Annotated in this window: 20 protein-coding genes; 7 read left to right on the top strand and 13 right to left on the bottom strand. The window is 51.1% G+C overall.

The window, feature by feature from the left end; translation table 11 throughout:
• The first annotated feature begins 13 nt into the window (after positions 1-13).
• A complete protein-coding gene (gene fbpC, locus GN208_RS02145; RefSeq protein ID WP_004236014.1) occupies positions 14-1,063 on the top strand; it encodes a ferric ABC transporter ATP-binding protein in 1,050 nt (349 codons plus the stop codon).
• A 70-nt stretch (positions 1,064-1,133) separates the two neighbouring features.
• On the opposite strand, the gene GN208_RS02140 is transcribed toward fbpC, so the two are convergent.
• On the bottom strand, positions 1,134-2,750 hold the full coding sequence (locus GN208_RS02140; RefSeq protein WP_004238940.1) for an amidohydrolase family protein: 1,617 nt from the start codon (positions 2,748-2,750) through the stop codon (positions 1,134-1,136).
• Between the two features lie 204 nt (positions 2,751-2,954).
• Here GN208_RS02140 and GN208_RS02135 point away from each other — a divergent pair, with 204 nt between their 5' ends.
• Positions 2,955-3,437 (top strand): hypothetical protein, encoded by a 483-nt coding sequence (locus GN208_RS02135; protein WP_004236016.1) that lies wholly within the window; start codon positions 2,955-2,957, stop codon positions 3,435-3,437.
• On the opposite strand, the gene GN208_RS02130 is transcribed toward GN208_RS02135, so the two are convergent.
• Together GN208_RS02130 and GN208_RS02125 are read right to left on the bottom strand one after the other, a co-directional pair.
• Positions 3,438-4,466 carry an AbrB family transcriptional regulator gene (locus GN208_RS02130; protein ID WP_004236017.1) on the bottom strand — a complete coding sequence of 343 codons (1,029 nt, stop codon included), beginning with the start codon at positions 4,464-4,466 and terminating at the stop codon, positions 3,438-3,440.
• A 149-nt stretch (positions 4,467-4,615) separates the two neighbouring features.
• Complete coding sequence (locus GN208_RS02125) at positions 4,616-5,266, bottom strand: TetR/AcrR family transcriptional regulator (protein WP_015422485.1); 651 nt, start codon at positions 5,264-5,266, stop codon at positions 4,616-4,618.
• A 219-nt stretch (positions 5,267-5,485) separates the two neighbouring features.
• Between GN208_RS02125 and GN208_RS02120 the strand changes: the two genes are divergently transcribed.
• Together GN208_RS02120 and GN208_RS02115 are read left to right on the top strand one after the other, a co-directional pair.
• A complete protein-coding gene (locus GN208_RS02120; RefSeq protein WP_015422484.1) occupies positions 5,486-6,700 on the top strand; it encodes a Tm-1-like ATP-binding domain-containing protein in 1,215 nt (404 codons plus the stop codon).
• Positions 6,701-6,711: 11 nt separating this feature from the next.
• Positions 6,712-7,539 (top strand): phosphoenolpyruvate hydrolase family protein, encoded by an 828-nt coding sequence (locus GN208_RS02115; protein WP_004236022.1) that lies wholly within the window; start codon positions 6,712-6,714, stop codon positions 7,537-7,539.
• A gap of 136 nt (positions 7,540-7,675) precedes the next feature.
• Here GN208_RS02115 and mtr read toward each other — a convergent pair whose 3' ends face one another.
• The 4 genes from mtr to GN208_RS02095 all read right to left on the bottom strand — a co-directional run bounded on the left by mtr (position 7,676) and on the right by GN208_RS02095 (position 11,906).
• A complete protein-coding gene (gene mtr / locus GN208_RS02110; protein ID WP_004236023.1) occupies positions 7,676-8,920 on the bottom strand; it encodes a tryptophan permease in 1,245 nt (414 codons plus the stop codon).
• Between the two features lie 81 nt (positions 8,921-9,001).
• Positions 9,002-10,399 (bottom strand): tryptophanase, encoded by a 1,398-nt coding sequence (tnaA, locus tag GN208_RS02105; protein ID WP_015422483.1) that lies wholly within the window; start codon positions 10,397-10,399, stop codon positions 9,002-9,004.
• A gap of 134 nt (positions 10,400-10,533) precedes the next feature.
• Positions 10,534-10,632: a tryptophanase leader peptide gene (gene tnaC, locus GN208_RS02100; RefSeq protein ID WP_015422482.1), complete on the bottom strand. Its 99-nt coding sequence runs from the start codon at positions 10,630-10,632 to the stop codon at positions 10,534-10,536.
• 380 nt (positions 10,633-11,012) lie between these two features.
• Complete coding sequence (locus GN208_RS02095) at positions 11,013-11,906, bottom strand: diaminopimelate dehydrogenase (RefSeq protein WP_032097802.1); 894 nt, start codon at positions 11,904-11,906, stop codon at positions 11,013-11,015.
• A gap of 199 nt (positions 11,907-12,105) precedes the next feature.
• Here GN208_RS02095 and GN208_RS02090 point away from each other — a divergent pair, with 199 nt between their 5' ends.
• Positions 12,106-13,452 (top strand): MATE family efflux transporter, encoded by a 1,347-nt coding sequence (locus GN208_RS02090; RefSeq protein ID WP_004236027.1) that lies wholly within the window; start codon positions 12,106-12,108, stop codon positions 13,450-13,452.
• Between the two features lie 422 nt (positions 13,453-13,874).
• Entirely contained in the window at positions 13,875-15,182 is a 1,308-nt protein-coding gene (locus tag GN208_RS02085; RefSeq protein WP_032097801.1) for an L-serine ammonia-lyase, iron-sulfur-dependent, subunit alpha, read from the top strand.
• 112 nt (positions 15,183-15,294) lie between these two features.
• Here GN208_RS02085 and yjiA read toward each other — a convergent pair whose 3' ends face one another.
• A complete protein-coding gene (yjiA, locus tag GN208_RS02080; protein WP_015422481.1) occupies positions 15,295-16,254 on the bottom strand; it encodes a GTPase in 960 nt (319 codons plus the stop codon).
• A 139-nt stretch (positions 16,255-16,393) separates the two neighbouring features.
• On the bottom strand, positions 16,394-18,544 hold the full coding sequence (locus tag GN208_RS02075) for a carbon starvation CstA family protein (RefSeq protein WP_004236032.1): 2,151 nt from the start codon (positions 18,542-18,544) through the stop codon (positions 16,394-16,396).
• Between the two features lie 343 nt (positions 18,545-18,887).
• Between GN208_RS02075 and GN208_RS02070 the strand changes: the two genes are divergently transcribed.
• Complete coding sequence (locus GN208_RS02070) at positions 18,888-19,403, top strand: DUF3592 domain-containing protein (RefSeq protein ID WP_004236033.1); 516 nt, start codon at positions 18,888-18,890, stop codon at positions 19,401-19,403.
• Here the strand turns inward: GN208_RS02070 and GN208_RS02065 are convergent.
• From GN208_RS02065 to GN208_RS02050, 4 genes are all read right to left on the bottom strand, one after another.
• Positions 19,398-19,919, bottom strand: coding sequence for a hypothetical protein (locus GN208_RS02065; RefSeq protein ID WP_015422480.1), 522 nt, complete (start codon positions 19,917-19,919; stop codon positions 19,398-19,400). The genes GN208_RS02070 and GN208_RS02065 overlap by 6 nt on opposite strands.
• An 81-nt stretch (positions 19,920-20,000) precedes the next feature.
• Positions 20,001-21,179, bottom strand: coding sequence for a formate-dependent phosphoribosylglycinamide formyltransferase (gene purT, locus GN208_RS02060; protein WP_036418041.1), 1,179 nt, complete (start codon positions 21,177-21,179; stop codon positions 20,001-20,003).
• 101 nt (positions 21,180-21,280) lie between these two features.
• On the bottom strand, positions 21,281-22,189 hold the full coding sequence (rarD, locus tag GN208_RS02055; RefSeq protein ID WP_004236036.1) for an EamA family transporter RarD: 909 nt from the start codon (positions 22,187-22,189) through the stop codon (positions 21,281-21,283).
• Positions 22,190-22,951: 762 nt separating this feature from the next.
• Complete coding sequence (locus tag GN208_RS02050; protein ID WP_015422479.1) at positions 22,952-23,950, bottom strand: LacI family DNA-binding transcriptional regulator; 999 nt, start codon at positions 23,948-23,950, stop codon at positions 22,952-22,954.
• Positions 23,951-24,175 lie beyond the last annotated feature (225 nt).

Here is a 24,175-nt window from a genome sequence, read left to right as displayed (position 1 = left end):
TGGAGTAACCGACATGACACAACAAAGTTTTGTTGAATTAAAAAATGTGACTAAACGCTTTGGCACCAACACGGTCATCGACGATTTAAGTCTTTCTATTCCGGCGGGCAGCATGGTCACCCTGCTCGGCCCGTCCGGCTGCGGAAAAACCACCGTGCTGCGTCTGGTGGCGGGGCTGGAAAAACCGACCGAAGGTAAGATGTTCATTGACGGCGAAGATGTCACAGACCGTTCCATCCAGCAGCGTGATATCTGTATGGTGTTCCAGTCTTACGCGCTGTTCCCGCATATGTCCCTCGGCGATAACGTCGGTTACGGGCTGAAAATGCTGGGCCGCCCGAAAGCGGAAGTGAAAGAGCGGGTGGAGGAAGCACTGGAGCTGGTGGATCTGGCCGGATTCGCGGATCGCTTTGTCGATCAGATCTCCGGTGGTCAGCAGCAGCGTGTTGCACTGGCCCGTGCCCTGATCCTCAAACCGAAAGTGCTGTTATTTGATGAGCCACTGAGTAACCTCGATGCCAACCTGCGCCGCAGCATGCGGGAAAAAATCCGTGAATTGCAGCAGAAGTTTAATATCACCTCTCTGTATGTGACCCACGACCAGAGCGAGGCCTTTGCGGTCTCGGATATGGTACTGGTGATGAACAAAGGGAAAATTATGCAGCTGGGATCGCCGCAGGAGCTGTATCGTCAGCCTGCCTCGAAGTTTATGGCGAGCTTTATGGGTGATGCCAATATCTTCCCGGCGACACTGACCGGTGATGCCGTTGAGATTTTCAGCTACCGCCTGCCGCGTCCGCCGCAGTTCGTCACGGACAAAAGCAGCGTTACTGTCGGTGTCCGTCCGGAGGCCATTACCCTGAGTTTGCTGGGTGATGAGAGCCAGCGCTGCACCGTGTCTCATGTGGCCTATATGGGGCCGCAGTATGAAGTGACCGTCGACTGGCACGGCCAGTCCATGCTGCTGCAGATTAATGCCACACAATTGCAGCCGTCTGTCGGCGACAGTCTGTTCCTGCAAATCCACCCTTACGGTATGTTTATTCTGCCGGAAGAGCAGTAATTTTCCCCTGAAATACAAAACCGCTTCCTCACGGAAGCGGTTTTTTGTGTTGCTCACACTGCCCGGTCAATTATTTTTTATAGCTGTAACCGGCTGAGAAATTCTCACGCGCCTGCTCCTGAGCGGCATCGAAGAAGGTTGCCACCTCTTCTGCTGTCTGTTTCGGCAGCTTTTTCGCCGCTTTCTGAATACGGCGCAGTGCTTCTGTCGCATCAGAACGGATTTTGTCGGTATTCTGCTGTGTCAGCTTACCAAAGCGTTTTTTCACATCGCCGTTGATAATCACCGTATCCACACCGGATGATGTGGTCTGCAGAACCACTGAGCCCGCCGGATAACTGGACGGTACGAAGGCTTCTTTCTGGGAAACGATAATAATATCCGCTTTTTTACCTTTGGTAATCGAGCCGATCTCTTTCTCCATCCCCATCGCTTCCGCACTGCCGTGTGTTGCCCAGGTCAGCGCATCGCGCACACTCAGGTCAATTTTGGTGGTGGTTTTGCCGGTGCGGTTTGCTTCTGCTTCGCTGTCCATACAACGCTGGAACTGAAGACCCAGACGCATCTGCGAGAACAGGTCACCGGAGCCGACACAGACAATATCGCTGCTCAGGCCGGGTTTAAAACCGTGGTCAAGACTGGCGCGGAACGGCGGACGCCCCATCCCCATCTGCATTTCAGTTTCCGGCGCGATAGAGACTTTACCGCCGGTCTCTTTCAGGATTTTCCACTCGCTGTTATCCAGCGAAGTACAGTGAATGTGGAGATGGCCGGGCTTCAGCAGATTATTGTGTTTCAGCTCATGTAACCCTTTCAGCAGAATGGATTTTTCTGCCGCACCGGTATGAGATGCCACAAAGATACCCAGGTCATTGGCCAGCTCAATCTCTTTCGCGGTATGCGCAAACGGAATGGTACCGAAATCACTCAGCAGCACACCCATCTGGTTCAGGGTTTTATTACCGGAACCATAATATTGCTGATGAATATTTTTCATCACATCCAGGCGCTGCTGATGGCTGCGGAACCGGTTACTGCCTTTATAATCATAGGCCTGCATACCATAAGCATAGATACTGCGGATCCCGGAGGCACGCAGGGATTCAATCGCCGCCGGCGCATGATCCGGTGAGTTAACACAGTCACAGCAGTCAAGAATGGTGGTTACCCCAGCATTCAGTGCCTCAACCGATCCCACCAGTGCCGCCATGCGGATATCTTCCGGCTCCATGACTGAACCGATGCCGTAGAAAGTAGAGCCGAGGAAACCGGCCAGTGACATATCCGCGGAGATCCCGCGCAGCAGTGACATCCAGGTATGACGGTGGCTGTCGATAATCCCCGGCAGGATAATACCGCCGTCCGCATCAATCAGCTCCGCATCAACCCCGGCAAATTTGGACACCGGGCCGACATCGACGATTTTATCGCCGTCAACCAGCACCGCACCGTCTTCAATATCACCATACTGCTCATCCATAGTGATAAGATAGCCGTTATAAATCAGCTTCTTACGCTTATCTGTTTTGATATAACTTTTATTTTTATCATCTGCCCCTGTCAGCACGGCATTGCCACCTGCTAATGCAGAATGGCTGCCGAGCGCACCGGCCGCCAGCCCCATTGTGCCGAGACCGGCATTTTTCAGGAAAGATCGTCTTGAAGGATCCTGCGCTTTTTCTGTCATTTGATTATTACTCCTCACACGGTTAACAGACACCATAAGTGTACTAATTAGTACGGTTTTTAAAGTCTAACAAGACTCATTTGTATTAACCAGTACATATTGTGTGATTTCCTGAATTGACAGATACCGGGCACAGTTTTTGTTGTGATCTTTTTTTATACTGGCAAACTTATTTTTTGCATGAATATCAGGGAAGAAACCATAATGCGCCTGTCTCATTCATTTCTCAGGGGAACCGTTGTACTGCTGCTGTGCGGGATGTTAAGCGGCTGCGGGGTGTTTTATGGTGCCATGTGCGGCGGTATGGCTATATTTACGCCGTCAGAATCGGTGACCAAAATCCCGGCACCGGATGCGGTGACCGGTCAGCCGTATGAGCAAACGATTGAAATCACCCGGCACGCAGGAATGATCCCGTTTTATGTCAGTGAGAAACCGGACTGGATGACGGTCACACTGATGTCAAAAAATGAGGCCGGGGAATGGATACCGCTTATCACCGGTGAGGAGTGGCAGACACGGGTGATGAAAGCCGATCAGCGCCCGCTGATCGCTGCCCGTTTGCAGGGAACACCGGCGGAGCGCGGGAAAGTCAGGGTAAATATCAAAGGAATGTCTTACCGCAACATGTGCGGAAACTCAGACCCGGTCTATTCTGTGCGGCTGACCGTGAAAAAAGCGGAGTAATTACTTACTCCGCCGTTCCTGAATATACAGCACCACTGACGGCACGCTCTGAATAATCAGCATGCGGAGAATATGGTTAAGCATGACAAAACCCGCATCTATCCCCATCGCAATTGCGGCGAATGTCATGGCTTCCATGCTGCCGGGCGCCCAGGAGAGCAGCAGCATCGGGAAGGAAAAACCGGTCAGGTGAGACGCCCCGAATGCAATCAGTGCAGTCAGCACAATATTGATCAGCACCACCTGCGCGGACGTCACCATATTGCGCAGCAGTGACCTCAGCGGAAACAGAACAAAATAGCTCCCGATATACATGCCGATCAGCGTCATACTGATATCATTCAGCGGCAGCGGGAAAACAATGTAAGTACTCACCATGCTCTGTACCGCAATCGCCGTGCCCAGTGATGTCAGCATAAACGGTGCCGGGACATTGATTTTTTCCAGCGCTTTGCCGGACAAATACCCGCACACCACAATCACCAGCAGCCACAGCACGGACACCAGACTCTGCGGCGGAATATCCGCAGGCGGCGGGACAGGATGATCACTGCCGACCACCACACCCGCCAGCATAATCAGAATAATCAGGCGGATAGTATGAGAAATCACTACCTTCTGCGGCGGTGTACCGGTGTGATCCATCAGCGCCAGAATTGCCGCCATTGCCCCCGGCACCGCTCCCAGCAGAGATTCCTGAACTGACCACCCCACCCGTTTGCGGAACCAGAGAAAACTGACGGTAAACTGCACCGCCAGACACGACACCATGATGAGCATAATCAGCAGAAGATGATCAAACTGACTGAGATCGACACGGGTAAACATCAGCCCGACGGATGTTCCGAGCACCATCTGAACAAAGGTTAATGTTCCCTTAGGAATAGTGAGCGAAACATTGAAACGGTGCGCAATAATAATCAGAATGATGGGGCCGAACATCAGCGCCATCGGCACGTTCAGGTATGCCAGCAATAATCCGGCCGCAAAACAGGCCGAAACCCCTGCTGCAGTTTTGATAATATTCATATTGTTATAATGTCAGCCGGTTGCCGGAACAGAAAATCAGTCTATCACCGGAATCAATTAATTACAGGGGATATAATTATGCGCGTAACTTTCTCACCGTCAGAGGCGGAAATCAGTGTGGTGCACGGAAGATAAGAGAACAGCCGTGATTACGGCTGCTCATCCTGTTGTGCCCGGCTGTCCGCCATGGCCTGATTCAGAATCGCTTTTGCCATCCACTGGGTAATATCGATGACTTCACCGTCATTCATCTTCCAGATATCTTTCATCACCAGGAACACTTCCGAACCGTACACCAGCGAAAATGCGCGGATCACTTTATCCAGTGTTTCCTGATCCACATGCGCCTTCAGCGGCTCGGTGACATTAGCCAGAATCGCCTTGCGGTGCCCTCTGACCAGTTTTTTCTCATCATTAGTCTGGGATTTGGCCGAAGCCGAGCGATCCTGCGCCCACTGCTGCAACGACACATACAATGCCGCACGCAGTGCACCTTCGTGGCGGAACATCTGCGGATAAGCGAAAGCCAGCAATTGCTCCATGCGGTCGCGGGTTTCCGGGCTGTCGGAGCGCCAGGTCAGAATCGGGCCGAGGCTCGCATCCACGGTGGCGGCGATCAAATCACTTTGTGTCGGAAAATAGCGGTAAGCCGTTGCCCGTGACACACCGGCTTCCGCTGCCAGTTCAGAGACTGACGGCATCGCGCCCTGTTCAAACAGTGCCAGCGCGGTATTAACCAGCAGATTAAATGTCCGCTTCCGTGTGCCGGAGTAAAGTGCCCCATCATCAGTACAGGCCATAACTGATTTTCCTTTAACAATTTTCTGTGAATTTTGCGCGGCTATCTTACACAACATCCCCGCCGGCAACACCCTTATGGTGTTTTTTTTATCAAAAAACTGATTTAAAGATAGACAAATTGAGATGCATGTCTCAAAATCAGCCAAACAAAATGATACTACAGTCTCATTCTGGTTATGATGCGTTATCAGACATCCGATATCCCTTTGAGGTTAACCATGAACAGCAATAAAGGCGCTGTCTATATCGCCACAACGCTCGATACCAAAAGTGATGAGATTTTTTATGTCAGTGAGCTGATCCAGCGCACCGGCCTGGCTGTAAAGACTGTGGATTTAACCACAAAACCCGGTCAGCTGACCCGGGAAGCGGATGTCTGCGCCCGCGACGTCGCCGCCTGTCACCCTGACGGCGAAAGCGCGGTTTTCTGCGGCGACCGCGGCCGTGCTATCGCGGCAATGGCTGTCGCCTTTGAACGTTTCCTTGCAAAACAAAATGATATTGCAGCACTTCTCGGTTTGGGCGGATCCGGTGGAACGGCACTGATTACACCAGCAATGCAATCCCTGCCTGTCGGCATCCCTAAACTCATGGTTTCCACCATGGCCTCCGGTGATATTTCCGGCTATATCGGCGCAAGCGATATTGCCATGCTCTACTCTGTCACTGATGTCTCCGGCCTGAACCGAATTTCACGTAAAGTTCTCCGTAATGCGGCTAACCAGATTGCCGGGGCGGTTTACTTCTGTCAGGAAGAGCAGGTTACTGATAAACCCGCCATTGCCCTGACTATGTTCGGCGTCACCACACCGTGTATCCAGCAAATCAGCAAAGAACTGGAAGCGGATTACGATTGTCTGGTCTTTCATGCGACCGGCAGCGGCGGTAAAGCGATGGAGAAACTGGCGGATGACCACCTGTTCGACAGTATCCTTGACCTGACCACCACGGAAGTGTGTGACTATCTTTTCGGCGGTGTTCTGGCCTGTGATGAAGACCGTTTCGGCGCCATTGCCCGCTCACAGACGCCGTATATCGGCTCCTGCGGCGCACTGGATATGGTCAATTTCGGCCGCCCGTCCACCGTACCGGAAAAATACGCCGATCGTCAGTTTTATCATCACAACGCCCAGGTCACCCTGATGCGTACCACCCCGGAAGAAAATGCACAGATGGGGCGCTGGATTGCGGAAAAACTCAACCAGTGTCACGGCGATGTCATTTTTATCATTCCGGAAGGCGGTTTCTCCGCCCTCGATGCTGAAGGTATGCCGTTCTGGTCGCCGGATGCGGACCGCGCCTTTATTGAGGCGTTCGAAACTCATTATAAACAAACAGAAAAACGTATTTTACGCAAATGCCCGTATCACATTAATGACCCGGAATTTACCCGTTTTGTCATTAATCAACACCAGCAATTACGGGCGAAATAAGGAGACACAAGATGCCACTTTCCCGTGACACATTACTGAAAAAATTCAATGACATGATTTCACGCGGCGAGCCGATTATCGGCGGCGGTGCCGGTACCGGTCTGTCAGCAAAATGTGAGGAAGCCGGCGGTATCGATCTCATCGTTATCTATAACTCCGGCCGTTACCGCATGGCAGGACGCGGCTCACTGGCCGGTCTGCTGGCTTACGGTAATGCCAACGAAATCGTCATGGATATGGCAAAAGAAGTGCTGCCGGTCGTGAAACATACGCCGGTTCTGGCGGGTGTCAACGGCACGGATCCGTTCTGTCAGTTTGATAAATTCCTGGACGATATCAAAGCCACCGGGTTTTCCGGCGTGCAGAACTTCCCGACAGTCGGCCTGATCGACGGTAAATTCCGCGCCAATCTGGAAGAAACCGGCATGGGTTATGCGCTGGAAGTGGAGATGATCCGCAAGGCACATGAAAAAGATCTGCTGACCACACCGTATGTCTTCAGTCGTGAAGATGCCATTGCCATGACCGGAGCCGGTGCGGATATTCTTGTGCCGCATATGGGTCTGACCACCGGCGGTAATATCGGGGCGGAAACCGCCACCACGCTGGATGACTGTGTTGAGATGATCAATGACTGGGCGAAAGCGGCCAAAGCTGTCCGTCCGGATATTATTGTATTGTGTCACGGCGGCCCTATCGCGACCCCGGAAGATGCACAATACATTTTAGATCGCTGCCCGGACTGCCACGGTTTTTACGGTGCCAGTTCCATGGAGCGTTTACCGACAGAAGTGGCATTAAAAGCCACCACAGAAGCGTTTAAAAATATAACAAGATAATTAAATTATTTATTTTTTAAGTCAACACCGGGTGCCTGCAATATATATTGCAGGCATTTTTTATATCAAAAATCCGCCCTCATGAGTCAGCGGACAGGATCATTAATCTCAACAATCCTGCCGCTTACGTAATGGCTTACCGGTAAACCGGCAACAGGCTGAAACTCGACAAAATATGTACCACCGCGTTCAGTACCCCGAAGCCCAGGATCAGCCAGATCATGGGCTCACCGCCCCAGACCCGGAACTGCGGGCTGCCGAAGCGTTTACGGGATGCACGGGCCAGCAGTGCCGGGACAATAGCCGCCCAGACCGTCGCCGCCAGACCGGCAAAACCGATGGCGTAAATAAAACCGTTCGGATAGATCAATCCGCCCAGCATCGGCGGGATAAAGGTGACCCCGGCGGTTTTCAGGCGGCCAATTTTGCTGTCATCAAATTTGAACAGATCCGCCAGATAATCAAACAGCCCCAGCGTCACCCCGAGGAACGAACTGGCCACCGCAAAGTTCGAGAACACAATCAGCAGCAGCTCCAGTCCCCGGCTGTGCAGTACACCGCTCAGCGCCTGAACCAGCACATCAATATTACCGCCCTTCTCCGCAATCGGAATAAAGTCCGGACGCGGAATATTCCCCATCGTGCCGAGCATCCAGATGATATAGAGCACCAGCGCCATCAGTGTGCCGATTGTCAGACAGCGGCGGATCTTACCGGGCTCTTTGCCGTAATATTTCATCAGGCTCGGCACATTACCGTGGAACCCGAAAGAGGCCAGGCAAAACGGCAGGGTAAACAACACATAAGGCAGATAAGAAGCATCCGGCTGTGCCACGTTCAGTAATACCGCCGGTTTCACATTCCACAGCAGACCGCCGAATGTCATAAAGAATGTCAGGATTTTGGCACCGAGCACAATCGTCGTCATCCGGCTGACCGCTTTGGTGCTCAGCCAGACAATAAAGGCAACCGCCAGGGCAAACAGAAATCCGCCCAGGCGCGCCGGAAGCGTGATCCCCGCCTGTGCAAAGGTGTGGCTCAGCACCGATCCGCTGGCGGAAATATAGGCATAAGTCAGAATATACAGGACGAACGCAATGGTCAGGCCGTTAATAATATTCCAGCCGTTTCCCAGCAAATCGCGGGTGATCGTGTCGAAACTGGAACCAATCCGGTAATTCAGGTTGGCTTCGAGGATCATTAATCCCGAGTGCAGCATACAAAACCAGGTGAATACCAGTGCTGCAATCGACCAGAAAAACCATGCACCGGACATTACCACCGGCAGGGAAAACATCCCCGCACCAATGATAGTTCCGCCGATAATCATTGCTCCGCCGAATACGGACGGCGAAACAGAGGACGCAGGAACAGTAGCCATAAGAGTACCTCTGGTGGCTTAGTATTACCATTATGTTTGAAATCAGGAGGATGCAGCGCATCCTCCTGTAAGACGACAGGGTTACATGACAGGTTTCAGGCGGGCGACAAAGTGACGCAGAACCGGTGGTTCATAGGTGAATGTCAGCCCTTTGATATCCGCCGCTTTCTCTTTCAGCCGGATAAAGGCATCCGCGATATAATCCATATGGTCATTGGTATAGACACGGCGCGGAATTGTCAGGCGCAGAAGCTCCATCGGTGACGGCTTCTGAATACCGGTTTCCGGGTCACGCCCCAGCAGCAGAGAACCAATTTCCACCCCGCGGATGCCGGATTCCAGGAACAGCTCATTGTTCAGGGCATGCGCCGGGAACTGATCGCCCGGGATATGCGGCAGCATTTTCTTCGCATCGACAAAGACCGCGTGGCCGCCGACCGGATACTGGATCGGGATCCCCGCTTCGCGCAGGCGCTCTCCCAGATATTCCACCTGGGTGATACGGTAGCGGAGATAATCCTCATCCATCCCCTCTTCCAGCCCGATAGCCAGCGCCTCCATATCACGTCCGGCGAGACCACCGTAGGTGACAAAGCCTTCCATCGGCACACAGCGGGTGCGCACTTCGTTAAACAGATCTTCGTCATCACGGAAACAGCACAGACCACCGATATTCACCAGTGAGTCCTTTTTCGCCGACATTGTCAGCATATCGCCGTATTTATACATCTCTTTGACGATCTCTTTCACCGACTTATCCGCATAGCCTTTTTCGCGCTGTTTGATAAACCAGGCGTTTTCACAGAAACGGGCGGAATCAATCACCACCGGAATATCATGCTTTTTGGCAATGTCATACACGGCTTTCATATTTGCCAGTGATATCGGCTGACCGCCGGAGCTGTTACAGGTCACGGTGGTGACAATTGCGGCCACATTTTTTGCGCCGTGCTCTGCGATTGCCGCATTGAGCAGATCTAAATCGAAATCCCCTTTCCAGTCATAATAGGTTGTTGTATCAAAGGCTTTCGGTGTGACCACATTGATCGCTTTCGCGCCGTTTAACTCCACATGGGCGGCAGTGGTATCAAAGTGGAAGTTGGAGATAAAGACCGGTTTATCCGCCCCGGCTTTGCGGCGGCGGGCGATCAGTGACGGGAACAGAATTTGCTCGGCACCGCGTCCCTGGTGTGTCGGGATAGTGAACGGGTAGCCAATCAGTTTTTTCACCTGATCACAGAGATGATAATAGTTACGGGAACCGGCATACGCCTCATCCCCCATCATCAGCCCGGCCCACTGGCGGTCACTCATGGCACCGGTACCGGAATCGGTCAGCAGGTCAATAAAGACCACATCGCCCGGTAATAAAAACGGGTTATATCCGGCTTCTTTCAGGGCAACTTCCCGCTCATTACGGGTGGTCATACGGATATTTTCAACCATTTTAATACGGAACGGTTCTGGAATACGTTTCATTATTTTATTCTCCGGTTTCGGGCTGCCGGATATATTTATCCGCTGCATTTTTCTGAAAAGAAAATACAGGAATGCAGCCACGTTATATCAGCGTGTTTTTAATTAGTTTTCGTGGTAAATACGCAAACGGAGAATCACTCAGGGAAGAAGTTGGAAATGCGGTGATCAATATTAAACCATGCCTGCACAAAGCAGACACCGGCAAGACGACTTGGGATGGATAAGAAATTCATACACAAAGCCCTCTGGGTGGATAAGTAATGCACAAAATTACATTGAATAATCCTTTTGTCTATGATGAACATCTCAATTATTATACTTTGATATATTAAATAATCATGATGATTTCATAAAAAAATCAAAATACATTAAGCACAGCTAATCAATTGCTTCGGTAATTAATTACGCGTTCTTTTTTTATCTTCAGCCGGCACGGAGAAAAATAAGAATAACATCAGAAAGCGTCCGGTTTGTTTACCATTTTTTGTATTCACAGAAAAAATAAACAACAATAACATTACGTATATAACAGTTAATTTAATTATCGGTTTTGCAGGCAATAAAAAAGAGGTTCTCACCTCTTTTTTATTGCTGTTTTGTGACTGAAATATCACTACACCAGTTTGCTGATCCAGCTGTTGATATCCCCGGCCAGGAAGTTTACCGGCGGGATTTCGATCACACTGTATGCGCCCGGCTGCTGACGGCAGGTCGCCCGCGCCGCAGACACCATAAACTGGGAGGTCAGTGCCGGGTTATTGATGCGCATGCTGTATTCAAACAACTGGTTATGGGTTTTACCCGACACGCCTTTGTGCGTCATGGAAACACCGTGTCCCACATCTTTCAGGGCATCCACGCTGTCCACCTGACGGACGTGCGTCTCATCAGAGGCAAAATAGCTGTCGGCTTTCAGCGCGGCGGTCACGGTATCAATATCATGCCCCGGCTCCAGCTCAACATAGACCATGCGGCGGTGAACACCGGTACCCAGCGGGATTGTCATGGAAAGTGCATCCTTCACACCGGGAATCGCTTTGGCGGCAACACTGTGCCCCATGCTCATCCCCGGCCCGAAGTTGGTGTACGTCAGCCCTTTCGGCGCCATTGCCTGCATCAGCGTGCGGATAATGGAATCCGAACCCGGATCCCAGCCTGCGGAGATGATTGCCGTACACTCACCGGCGCGGGCAATCGGGTCAAGGTGCTCTTTCAGCGCGACAATTTCACTGTGAACATCAAAACTGTCCACGGTATTAATTCCCAGTGCGAGGATCTCTGAAGCAACCGCACGGATGGCACGGGTCGGCGAGCACAGCAGTGCCACATCCACCTTGCCCAGTTCACGGATATCCGCCACCACCGGATACACGGAATCTGTATCAGCAGCAGACGGGTTGCGGCGCACAATCCCTGCAATCTCAAAATCAGCGGCAGCTTCCAGCGCCTCAATCGCATACTGTCCGATATTGCCGTAACCAACGACGGCGGCTCGTATTTTTTTCACGGAATTCTCTCTGTCATCATTGATTAGTCTGATAAGGAAATCATACTTATTTATGAAAGGAAACATTGATTTCTTAATTAGTTATGAAAAAAATGTTTTATTTTTCACCTTTCGCTATTCTCAGTAATATTATCCTGGTAGAATCCGGCTCCCTGTATCCGTCCCGGAACAAAAATCACACTCTTTACAGAAGGTCGTCATGCATCAGTCTGATGTGACAGAGCGCGGGCTCTTTTCCTTAAGCTGGCCGATTTTTATCGACCTGTTATTACACTTTTCCACCTTCCTGATTAATACCTGGATGGTCAGCCATGTGTCGTCAAAATATCTGGCGGCAATGGCGGTCGGCAACCAGGCGTTTGACCTGTTTATCACTATTTTCAACTTCATCAGTGTCGGGTGCAGTGTGGTGATCGCCCAGTATATCGGAGCGGGCAGACGGGATAAGGCCAGTCAGGCTATTCATATTTCCATCGCGTTTAACCTGCTGCTGGGATTATTGTCCGCCGGGTTTACCATTATTTTCGGCTATAAAATTCTGGAACTGATGAATACGCCGGAACATCTGATGGAAGATGCCTTTAATTATCTGCATATTCTGGGGATCTGTTTAATTCCGGAAGCAGTGACCATCATCCTGGCAGCCTGTCTGCGGGTTTACGGCAGAGCCAAACCGGCGATGTATGTCACGCTGATCGCCAACGTGGTGACTGTCGTCGGTAACTGTATTGTGCTGTACGGTCTGTTCGGGCTGCCGCAGTACGGGCTGGTCGGTGTCGCCTGGTCCACGGTGGCCGGACGTCTGATCGCGGTGGCGCTGCTGTGCGGCCTGCTCTTTTACGGCCTGCGGATTAAATTCGTGCCGCGCATGCTGTTTCACTGGTCCAGAAATATGCTGAAGCAGATCCTGCATGTCGGTCTGCCGTCTGCCGGGGAAAACCTGGTCTGGATGCTGCATTATATGGTCGCTATCGCCTTTATCGGGCTGATGGGCGAGACCGCACTGGCGGCGCAGACCATCTACTTCCAGCTATCACTGTTTATTATGCTGTTCGGGATAACCATCAGTATCGGGAATGAGATTCTGGTCGGGCATCTGGTCGGGGCAAAACGTTTTGAGGATGCCTATCAGCGCGGCATGAAAAGCCTGAAAACCGGCTTTTTCAGCACCATCCCGATTGTCTTTCTGTTCTGGCTGTTCCGCGACCACCTCGCTTACGGGCTGAGTGATGACCAGGCGGTGATAAAACTGCTGCTGCCGCTGTTCCTGCTGTCAGTCTTCCTCGAGCCGGGCCGGACCCTGAATATTGTGATGGTGAACGCCCTGCGTGCCGCCGGTGACGCCCGCTTCCCGCTCTGTACCGCCCTGTTCTTTATGTGGTGTGTGGCACTGCCGGTCGGCTATGTGCTGGGGATCAAACTGGAAATGGGAATACTGGGGATCTGGATTGGTTTTCTGTGTGATGAGTGGCTGCGCGGGCTCGTCAATACCTGGCGCTGGCGCTCGAAAAAATGGCAGTCAAAACGGCTGGATATTGAGGGCTGATCCTCCGGCAGAATTCCTGCTGCGGCTGCGCAGCGGGAATTATCTGGCAAACCAGCTGATAACACCACAACCATGCAGATAAGAGAAAAAATACAGAGTTATGCTCTGACAAACAGCTATTAACGCAGTTTTTCGTGACTGCTGTCACGGGGCCTCATCACACTTTTTTATTTATGCATAACATAATGCATACAAATCATATTCGATACTTTATTTAAATCAAATAGTTAGATAAGTATTTTTATCTCTTTTCACCACCGGACGATTTATTGCTTTTTTCCCCCCTATCCGCCCTATTTTTTATTTCCGGGAGAAAGTTTTTCTCCGGATTCTGCAAATACCCCTGAATTGTGAAAGGATTTTTCTGCTTCCCTTTCGGTACACTGAGCCGCATAACGGATTCGCGTATTTAAGGCTGAAAAATGGCAACACATCACACCCCTGCTCAATGGAACAATTTTGTCGCGGCACTGCGTCAGTCAGTCAAACCGGCGACAGGCTGCACCGAGCCGATTTCTCTGGCACTGGCCGCCGCAAAAGCAGCGGCCTGCCTCAGCGCTGCACCGACTCAAATCCGCTGCTATGTTTCCCCGAACCTGATGAAAAACGGCCTCGGCGTGACCGTTCCGGGAACAGGCATGACCGGCCTGCCGGTCGCTGCGGCACTCGGCGCTATCGGCGGACAGCCGGATGCCGGTCTGAATGTCCTGTGCGGGGTGACTGCGGACGATATCGCCGCCGGGAAAGCCTTTCTCGCCTCCGGCGCGGTGTCTGTGGAAATCAAAGAACCGTGCAGCCACGTGCTTTACTCTGAAGCCACCGTATACAGCGGCGACGATCAGGCCACCGTCACTATCTGCGGCGATCATACCCATGTAACGGAAATCAGCCATAACGGCACGATTATTTATCAGGATGATGCGATCACGCATCAGGGCGGCAGCGATAATCCGTTCGCGGATGCCTGCGCCCGTGATATTTATGATTTCGCCACTCAGGCACCGGTTTCGATGATCAATTTTATGCGTCAGGCCGCTGATCTGAATGATGCCCTGGCCCGCGAAGGCATGTCCAACCCGTACGGGTTACAAATCGGCCGTTCGCTGGAGAAACAGCGTGAGCGCGGATTGCTGTCAAAAGATCTGCTGTCCGACATTATGATCCGCACCTCGTCAGCCTCGGATGCCCGTATGGGCGGCGCGCAGCTGCCTGCCATGAGCAACTCCGGTTCCGGTAACCAGGGGATCGCCGCTACCCAGCCGGTGGTGGTGGTCGCGGAATATTTACAGGCGGATGAAGAGCAGCTTATCCGTGCCCTGACATTGTCCCACCTGATGGCGATTTATATTCACAGCCAGTTCCCGCCGCTTTCGGCGCTGTGTGCAGCCACGACCGCCTCAATGGGGGCCGCAGCCGGTATCGCATGGTTATTTGAAGGGAAATATGAGCCGGTGGCGATGGCTATCAGCAGCATGATCGGGGATATCACCGGTATTATCTGTGACGGTGCTTCCAACAGCTGCGCGATGAAAGTCTCCAGTGGTGTCAGCGCAGCCTATAAAGCGGTGCTGATGGCGATGAATCAGCAGTGTGTCAGCGGTAACGACGGCATCGTCTGTACCGATGTGGATAAATCCATTGCTAACCTCTGTGCGCTGGCCAGCCTGTCTATGCAGCACACCGACGTGCAGATTATTGAAATCATGGCAAACAAGGCAAAATCAGCCTGATTTTTCCGGGTTTGGCTTTTTAAGGAAGCCCCCTTTCCTTTACCGGCCGCACCGGCCGGTTTTTTCATGCTTTATTTTTACAACGACCTGAGCGGGTGAATATCCGCTGTTATCATGCCGTCAGCGTGGCAAACGCATTGCGGATTTCCTGCTCCGGCAGTTGCATGCCGATAAAAATCAGCACACTCTGTTTTACATCATCCTCACGCCATTCGCGGTCAAAATCTGCACTGTAAAGACGCTGAACGCCCTGGAATAACAGGCGGCGCGGCTCATCTTTAATCCAGAGTAACCCTTTGTAACGCAGCATATTATCAGCATAGCTGAGCAACAACGTTTCCATGGCGCGGGAAATGGCGCTGATTTCCACCGGTTTATCCATGGTGATCACCAGAGACTGAATGTCATTCTGCTGTTTCGGCGCAAAGCGGAACAGCGGTTTGCTGATTTCCACATTGTCATCCAGCATAAAACCGCCGACATTAAACAGCAGGTTCATGTCGATATCACCGTTAATCACCTTATACACCGGCGCTTTGGCATTAATCCGCTGCAAACGGGCAAGCAGCGCCTCATTATCCGGCTCGACGTCCGTTTTGGTCAGCAGAATGCGATCCGCGTAGCCAATCTGTGCCTGGGCGATAGTGAACTGATCCAGTTGCTGCTGTGCATGCACCGCATCCACCAGCGTGATAATGCCGTCCAGCACATAGCGTTCACACAGTTTTTCATTGGAGAAGAAGGTCTGTGTAATCGGGCCGGGATCAGCCATACCAGTGCATTCAATCACCAGGCGGTCAAAATCGATTTTGCCGCTGTCCAGGTTTTCACACAGGTCGAGCAGCGCATCTTCCAGCTCACTCGAGCGGCTGCAGCAGATACACCCGTTGCTCAGGGTTTTTATCTGCGTGGCGCGGTCACCGATAATTTCATCATCGATAGGCACCTCGCCGAATTCATTTTCAATCACAGCAATTTTCTGCCCGTGCTCCTCGTGGAGAATATGGCGCAGCAGTGTGGTTTTACCGGCACCCAGGAAACCGGTCAGGATAGTCACGGAGATAGGTTGCATAATCGGGTCCTTCTTACAGACAGACAGCGGAACAAAGGCTGTCAGAGTAACAAATAACTCGGATAATAAAAAATATCCCCCGTACAATGTGACTGACATCATACGGGGGATGAGACTTCAGCGTTACTGCATGCTGTTATCAGTGTGAGGAGGAGACTTTAATTCCCTCTTCCGGAACCGGGATATACGGAGTTTCGTTATCAGTACGTTCCGGGTTTTTGCTCGCTTTCATCGCTGTACGGATGCCGTAGAAGATGATGCTGTACACAACAACCAGGAAGATAATGCTCAGACCGGCGTTGGTGTAGTTGTTCACCACGATGTGCTGCATATTGGCGACCTGCTCAGGCGTTAACGCGACACCTTCAGCAATACGGCGTTTGTACTCATTCGCCAGCCAGAAGAAGCCTTCCAGTTGCGGGTTGTCACTGAACAGTTTCAGACCCAGCGCCCATGTGGTACAAATCAGCAGCCATACCGCAGGAATAGTGGTTACCCAGATATATTTGCTGCGCTTCATCTTAATCAGAACGACGGTGGACAGAACCAGGGCAACAGCCGCCAGCATCTGGTTGGAGATACCGAACAGCGGCCACAGGCTCTTAACGCCGCCCAGCGGATCGACCACGCCCTGATACAGCAGATAACCCCACAGACCCACGCAACCGGCAGTACCGATCACCCCGGCAATGAAGGAGTCAGTTTTCTTCAGGAACGGAACGAAGTTACCCAGCAGATCCTGGAGCATAAAGCGGCCGGAACGGGTACCCGCATCCAGTGCAGTCAGGATAAACAGTGCTTCAAACAGGATCCCGAAGTGGTACCAGAAGCCCATATCCGCTGCAGGAATGATTTTGTGGAACACATGCGCGATACCTACCGCCAGTGTCGGTGCACCACCCGCACGGTTCAGAACAGACGGCTCACCGATATCTTTGGCGGTCTGTAAAATCTCTTCCGGCGAAATCACAAAGCCCCAGGAACTGACCGTCGCGGCCGCCTGAGCGGTCACATCTTTCAACTGTGCCATGATCATCGGTGCATCTGCGGTACCGAGGTTATGCAGATCCGGCATGGTGATACCCAGCGCCGCAGGCGGGGTGTTCATCGCAAAATAGAGACCCGGTTCGATAATGGAGGCTGCAACCAGCGCCATAATCGCCACAAAGGATTCCATCAGCATAGCGCCGTAACCGATATAACGGGCATCGGTTTCACAGGCCAGCAGTTTCGGTGTGGTACCGGAAGCAATCAGGGCGTGGAAGCCGGAAACCGCACCACAGGCAATAGTAATAAACAGGAACGGGAACAGAGCACCTTTCCAGACCGGACCGGTTCCGTCAACGAACTGTGTCATTGCCGGCATTTTCAGATCCGGGTTGAGGATAACGATACCCACAGCCAGACCGACGATAACACCGATTTTCAGGAAGGTTGCCAGATAGTCACGCGGAGCCAGAATCAGCCACACCGGCAGCAGAGCGGAAACAAACGCATAGCCGATCAGGGCATAAGTGATAGTGGTATCTTTAAAGGTCAGCGCAGGGCCCCAGTACGGGTCGTGTGCAATCACACCACCGAACCAGATAGCCGCCACCAGCAGCACAATACCGATGACAGACACTTCACCGACACGTCCCGGCCGGAGATAGCGCATGTAGATCCCCATAAACAGGGCAATCGGCACAGTGGATACGACGGTGAACACACCCCACGGACTTTCTGCCAGCGCTTTCACCACAATCAGTGCCAGCACGGCGAGGATGATGATCATAATCAGGAAGCAGCCGAAGAGCGCGATAGTGCCCGGCACGGTTCCCATCTCTTCTTTAACAATCTCACCCAGAGATGCACCATTACGGCGCGAGGAGATAAACAGCACCATAAAGTCCTGTACCGCCCCCGCCAGCACCACACCGGCCAGCAGCCAGAGTGTGCCCGGCAGATACCCCATCTGCGCGGCAAGTACCGGTCCGACTAACGGACCCGCACCGGCGATCGCGGCAAAGTGGTGGCCGAACAGAACGTTACGGTTAGTCGGAACATAGTTCAGACCATCATTATTAATCACCGCCGGTGTTGACCGGGTCGGATCCAGTTTCATAACCTTTGTTGCGATATACAGGCTGTAGTAGCGGTACGCCACCAGATAGACTGATACCGATGCAACAATGATCCATAATGCACTGACATGCTCGCCGCGGCGTAATGCGACAACGCCGAGACAGAAAGCACCTATAATCCCCAGGATAAACCAAGGAATGTGCTTAAATAAGCGATTAGAGTTCATAACGCACCTTAAATGTGACTGTGATAATCAAAATGATCCGTATCCGTACGGAAAAAGTGTTTCAGCCGAATAAAATAGAAACTTCCTGCAAGTGTGTTTTATGATAGAAAAATCAAGGCGGGAAACGGGGATTATCCCGTAAGCGGTTGTATAGCAGATTAAGCGGTCACTTTTTACAGCCGGGCGGTTTTATCCGCCTCCCGGGACGGTAAAATTTGTGATCGGGTTAACGTTATGTTTTTTAAATTTTTTCGTGCTTTTTGTTAATTTTTTATGAAAGCGTGCTTTTATCCGCTTTTCTCCGTGATTTATGACCTGAAACCGACAGAAGACAGTAACCGATATGACTAAAAAACCCGGCACACCTCCCGGCAACTTCCGTGCTTATGCTGATAAGCAGACACAACGCAATATGCTGTTTCAGCGGGTTCTCCGCCTGCTGACCTTCAGTGTGGTTTTCCTCGCCGGATTTATGATTTATCAGACCTGGCAGACACAACAGAATGATGTCTATGCTGACGGGCAGATAACCGGTTATCTGCGGACAGAAATGCGCGATACCCGTTCGGGACAGCAACTGGTCGGCTGGCCGGTGGTGAAATTCGTGACAGCGGATAATAAAATCGTGACCTTTACCTCAACAGATCAGTTGCTGTGCCAGTCACAGTGTGAAAACGGTCCGGTGGGTGTTTATTATCAGAAGGATAATCCGGGCAAAGCACAGATAGCGGACTTCGGTGCCCGCTATGGTGAAATGATTGTCTGGGGAGTGGTCGCCTTTATTTTGCTGGTGACCTATATTCTGCACAGCTGGCGCCTGCGGATTCTGGCCCGCCGCCGTTACGGTGCAGCATCATAAACGGCTGTCCGGCGGTGGTGTCCGGCCGAATCCGGTGATAAGGCCGTAAGGTGAAATACGGAACCAGTGACCGCCGGTCCACCAGGAGTGCTCGCCGTCGGTTTCCTCTTCACACCCCACGCCAACCTCGGCGGTACCGCTGACAAAGCCGTACGTGCAGTCATAAATGGCGGGGATCACCACCCGCCCGGTGACGCTGTCCGCATAACCGATTTTATTGCCGGAGCGGATACGGTAACGCCCGTCTTCCGGTTCGTCCGGCGCACTGTCGAAATAGTACGGCTGATACGGTTCCTGCAGATTACGGTCAACGAAATGGCTGCCGAAGGTATCTTTATCCCGGTACAGACAGAGCTCAAAGGGATTATCCGGCCTGAAGCAGTTATCCGCCACTGACGGTTCATCTGCGCGGGCCCGCACCCATTCACGGGCTTTTTCTGCCTGCACATCCGTACCGGCAAATGCAGTCAGCGGCAGCAACATTACAAATACGATTCCCGGTATTCTGCATCTCATCGGTTATTCCTCTGCCTGACCACGGTCTGTGATGCCTTCCTCTTTATATATACGGGAAGGCCATCACAGATATTACCCCGGTCAGCCGGTGACGACTACTGATGCCGCCGCCTGTTTTGCAGTATTTACCGCCTCCTGAACAGAAGGTGCCAGCGCCAGGGCAACGCCCATGCGCCGGGAGCCGTCAATCTCCGGTTTGGCAAACAGACGCAACTGCACAGTCCCGGTCAGGGCGTGCTCCAGCCCGCTGTAACGAACATCATCGCTGCGCAGTGACGGCAGGATCACCGCTGAGGCAGCCGGACGGTACTGAACTATCTCTCCGGCCGGTAATCCGAGAAACGCCCGCACATGCAGGGCAAATTCAGAGATATTCTGTGAAATCAGTGTGACCAGCCCGGTATCGTGAGGACGCGGAGAAACTTCATTAAAAATAATATCCTCACCACGGACAAACAGCTCAACACCGAACAGACCATAGCCGCCCAGTCCGTTAACTATAGTCTCCGCCACCTGTTGTGCCCGTGCCAGAACAGCATCCGGCATGGCCTGCGGCTGCCAGGATTCACGGTAATCCCCGCGCTCCTGACGGTGCCCGACCGGTGCACAAAAATGCACACCATCTGCCGCACGGACAGTCAGCAGGGTGATTTCATAATCGAAATCAATCATCCGCTCGACAATCACCCGCCCTTTTCCGGCGCGTCCTGCTTCCTGAGAGGCCAGCCAGGCATCGTGCAATGTGCTTTCATCGCGGATAATGCTCTGCCCTTTACCCGATGAACTCATCACCGGCTTGATAATGCAGGGAAATCCAATCTCACCGGCGGCACGGATAAAAGACGCCTCATCATCCGCAAAACGGTATTCTGATGTCATCAGCCTCAGCTCTTCTGCGGCCAGGCGGCGGATCCCTTCGCGGTTCATGGTCAGTTTTACCGCATTGGCACAGGGCACGACATGAAAACCCTCCTGCTCCAAACGGTATAATGTATCTGTCGCAATCGCTTCAATTTCCGGCACAATATGGTCAGGCTGTTCTTTCCGGATCACAGCTTCCAGCTCCGCGCCGTCCAGCATGTTGATCACATAGCGGCGGTGTGCGATATGCATGGCCGGCGCGTTGTCATAACGATCAACAGCAATCACTTCAATACCGAGCCGCTGGCACTCAATCGCCACTTCTTTGCCTAATTCACCTGCGCCCAGCAGCATCACTTTTGTGGCCCCCGGGCGTAATGCCGTACCTAATGTTGTCATCACTGTCACCTGTTCAGAAATACCGGAAAATTTGCGCGCCATTATATACGCAATCGTTTGCTTTAGTCACGAAATAAGCAAATCACCGGCTGTCACAGCGCTCAGCGGGGTTTTATACCCAGACCGGCTTTTGCTGTATTTTTCCAGTGATGGCGGATAAGAGACAGGATACAGAACAACAATCCCAGCCAGATCAATGAGAAACTGACGCCTTTGACAGCATCAAAATGCTCATTAAAGAGGAACACCGCCAGCAGGAACTGAATGGTCGGCTCGAGATACTGTGCCAGCCCGATAGTGGTCAGTGTGGTGGAACGCACCGCCGCCGTGAAGAACAGCAGCGGCAGCAGCGTGACAGGTGCGGTCAGTATAAAACAGATGCGGGTAAAGGTATCTGCGGTGCTGAATGTGCCCGCTCCGCTGTTTTCAAGCCAGAAATACAACACAATAGCCACCGGCAGCAGCCAGAGACTCTCAATCAGCAGTGAAGTCGTCAGGTCATAACGGATAAATTTGCGGATAAAGCCGTACAGTGCAAACGCAGAGCCCATCATCAGCGCCAGTTTCGGCAGGCTGCCGTACTGATAAAGCTGATAACCCACCCCGGCACAGACAAAAATCAGCGCGGTTTTCTCTGCCGGTTTCAGGCGTTCATGCAGGAAGATGACACCCAGTAAAATAGAAAACAAGGGGGTGATGAAATATCCCATGCTGGCTTCCAGCACCAAATCATGGGTCATTGAATAGGTAAAGGTGCACCAGGATATTGCCATCACACTGGTACTGAGCAGACAAAGCAGCAGCGAGCGTTTATCCGCCCATACCGCTTTTACCCGGGTACGGTTTTTTAAAAAGAAACGGACAAATATTAACAGCGGAATTGACCAGAGGACACGCTGGGATAATAACTCCAGCGGCTGCACCCCCGGCAGCAGGCGGTAAAAAAGCGGTGTGATCCCCCAGAGAAAATAAGAAAAAATCGCCAGCATCGCGCCGGATCGTAAAAACATGGTTCAGCCAATCCTGTTTATCATTATGTTATGACTATCATACCCCCCTGCATTAAAAATCCCATGCGCCTGCTCAATTTATTTCCCGTCACCGGTCTCTCCCGTATACATCATATTATGTTCACTGAAACCACGCTGTTTACTACGCAGATATAACTATAAAACACCAGTCTCGCTTGATTTTCATATTGATAACGTCAACATTATAAGTATCATTAACAAATCATTTTTGGGTATAATTCCTAACATTTGATGTTAACGTTAACTTTGAGTGATTATAGCCAGATAGATCCCCTGATTTTTTATACTCTGGAAACTACAACCTCTCGTAATGCATTGATTACAAACGATAAATAATCATTTAATGTTCATTGCCACGATAAACAGAGCAACACGTCAGACATTTCCCTCCGGAGATTGAAAAATCTTTCGTGCGGTAGCTTTGTCTCTGAAAAATATCATTACCTTTTTTTAATTAACTATTTTAACGTTAACATTGAAAGGTAAGTAATAATAATTACCACTACGAACCAAAAATCAAAGAAACAACATTAAAATACAACATTGAAAGTTTTGTGTTTAGCTAAAGCGAAATTTACGCTTAATGTTGCACTCAAAACGACAGATAAGTCCGTAATTACAAAAATAACGCTGCGCTGATTTTTTATCCGGCAGCCTGCCTTTGGTTAATTAAAAAAATTAACCAAACGTGAACGGATAAAAATCAGGAAAAAAGAGAAAGGATTGTGTAACAGCAGGGGATCAGAGTGACTCTCTGCTGAGCATCCGGCAGGGGACATAAGTCCGCCCTGACGAAACCCGTTCCTCAATAAGATGCAGTGCCGCTGTTTCACCCAGCAGGCGATACGGAGAGCGGATAGTGGTCAGCGGGGGATAAAAAAGTTCTCCGGTACCGGTCATATTTTCACAGCCGAGAATACCGGCCTGCTCCGGAACAGAAATACCGCGGGTTAATAAAACCTGATACACAACAAAGGCTATCTGATCATTACCACAGATAATACAGTCAAATAACGGTGAATTACCGTCAATGTATTGATCTATCAGTGTCACAACGTCCCGGTAATAAATATCAGATAATGTGATGTTGTGCTGATTCAGCTGACCGGCTGACAATCCCGCATTCAGCCACGCATTCTGAACCGCATCACGGCGCAGACCGGATGAAAGGCATTCCGCCGGCGGCCAGATACAAAGCGGGCGGCGGTAACCCCGCTGAATAAGATATTCTGTTGCATCATACTGAGCATGATAATCATCCGGAATATAAGACGGTAACGCTGTATTTCCGGGATCATAGCAGTTCGTTAATACCAGGTTTCTGTCGCGGAGTAACTCAGGAATGTTTATCTCACGCAATTCTGCACTGGTAATAATAATACCGTCAGGGCGGCGGGATAAAATCTGGCGGACAGCCGCAACCGGGTCATCTCCGGATGAAATATTAACAACAAAGTGGTCCCAGCCATATTTTTCTGCACACTGCTCAATAGCCAGCAGTATTTCAACAGAAAACGGGGCTGAGGCGGTATCAATTGCTAATACCCCCATGCACGACAGATTTGTATTTTTACCTCTGATTTTCCGGGCTGATAAATCCGGTACATAATTCAGAACATCAATAGCATGCTGAACCTGTCTCAACGTCTCAGGCTTCAGCAGTTCCGGATTATTTATTGCCCTTGAAACAGTCATCAGTGAGACTGATGCCAGGCGGGCAACATCTTTCAGTGATGCCATATTATTATCAGTAGAAAATAAGTGTTTGTTCTGTCGCGTGAAAAAGAAAAAATGTGAGCTGCCATTTATAACATATTGTGTCTGTAATCCCAAGAGCAAATGTAAATGTTTATTTCATAAAAAACCCCTTACTCCATAAATTAAACGAACTTTAAACAATAGCAACGTATTGTTTTATAAAAATAAAAATAAAAAACATCCACATTATTTTGCTTTTATTAAAAA

Origin of the sequence: Morganella sp. HSTU-ASny43 (genome assembly GCF_022819185.1) — a bacterium.
In the GTDB taxonomy this organism is placed as follows: domain Bacteria; phylum Pseudomonadota; class Gammaproteobacteria; order Enterobacterales; family Enterobacteriaceae; genus Morganella; species Morganella morganii.
The sequence above is the reverse complement of the archived record's forward strand: the minus strand, read 5'-3'. Positions and strand labels throughout refer to the sequence as shown.

What these genes read in the sequence shown, in the direction of transcription:
- fbpC (WP_004236014.1), top strand. Translation starts at nt 14, where the DNA reads ATGACACAACAAAGTTTTGTTGAATTAAAAAATGTGACTAAACGCTTT.
- GN208_RS02140 (WP_004238940.1), bottom strand. Translation starts at nt 2,750, where the DNA reads ATGACAGAAAAAGCGCAGGATCCTTCAAGACGATCTTTCCTGAAAAAT.
- GN208_RS02135 (WP_004236016.1), top strand. Translation starts at nt 2,955, where the DNA reads ATGCGCCTGTCTCATTCATTTCTCAGGGGAACCGTTGTACTGCTGCTG.
- GN208_RS02130 (WP_004236017.1), bottom strand. Translation starts at nt 4,466, where the DNA reads ATGAATATTATCAAAACTGCAGCAGGGGTTTCGGCCTGTTTTGCGGCC.
- GN208_RS02125 (WP_015422485.1), bottom strand. Translation starts at nt 5,266, where the DNA reads ATGGCCTGTACTGATGATGGGGCACTTTACTCCGGCACACGGAAGCGG.
- GN208_RS02120 (WP_015422484.1), top strand. Translation starts at nt 5,486, where the DNA reads ATGAACAGCAATAAAGGCGCTGTCTATATCGCCACAACGCTCGATACC.
- GN208_RS02115 (WP_004236022.1), top strand. Translation starts at nt 6,712, where the DNA reads ATGCCACTTTCCCGTGACACATTACTGAAAAAATTCAATGACATGATT.
- mtr (WP_004236023.1), bottom strand. Translation starts at nt 8,920, where the DNA reads ATGGCTACTGTTCCTGCGTCCTCTGTTTCGCCGTCCGTATTCGGCGGA.
- tnaA (WP_015422483.1), bottom strand. Translation starts at nt 10,399, where the DNA reads ATGAAACGTATTCCAGAACCGTTCCGTATTAAAATGGTTGAAAATATC.
- tnaC (WP_015422482.1), bottom strand. Translation starts at nt 10,632, where the DNA reads ATGAATTTCTTATCCATCCCAAGTCGTCTTGCCGGTGTCTGCTTTGTG.
- GN208_RS02090 (WP_004236027.1), top strand. Translation starts at nt 12,106, where the DNA reads ATGCATCAGTCTGATGTGACAGAGCGCGGGCTCTTTTCCTTAAGCTGG.
- GN208_RS02085 (WP_032097801.1), top strand. Translation starts at nt 13,875, where the DNA reads ATGGCAACACATCACACCCCTGCTCAATGGAACAATTTTGTCGCGGCA.
- yjiA (WP_015422481.1), bottom strand. Translation starts at nt 16,254, where the DNA reads ATGCAACCTATCTCCGTGACTATCCTGACCGGTTTCCTGGGTGCCGGT.
- GN208_RS02075 (WP_004236032.1), bottom strand. Translation starts at nt 18,544, where the DNA reads ATGAACTCTAATCGCTTATTTAAGCACATTCCTTGGTTTATCCTGGGG.
- GN208_RS02070 (WP_004236033.1), top strand. Translation starts at nt 18,888, where the DNA reads ATGACTAAAAAACCCGGCACACCTCCCGGCAACTTCCGTGCTTATGCT.
- GN208_RS02065 (WP_015422480.1), bottom strand. Translation starts at nt 19,919, where the DNA reads ATGAGATGCAGAATACCGGGAATCGTATTTGTAATGTTGCTGCCGCTG.
- purT (WP_036418041.1), bottom strand. Translation starts at nt 21,179, where the DNA reads ATGACAACATTAGGTACGGCATTACGCCCGGGGGCCACAAAAGTGATG.
- rarD (WP_004236036.1), bottom strand. Translation starts at nt 22,189, where the DNA reads ATGTTTTTACGATCCGGCGCGATGCTGGCGATTTTTTCTTATTTTCTC.
- GN208_RS02050 (WP_015422479.1), bottom strand. Translation starts at nt 23,950, where the DNA reads ATGGCATCACTGAAAGATGTTGCCCGCCTGGCATCAGTCTCACTGATG.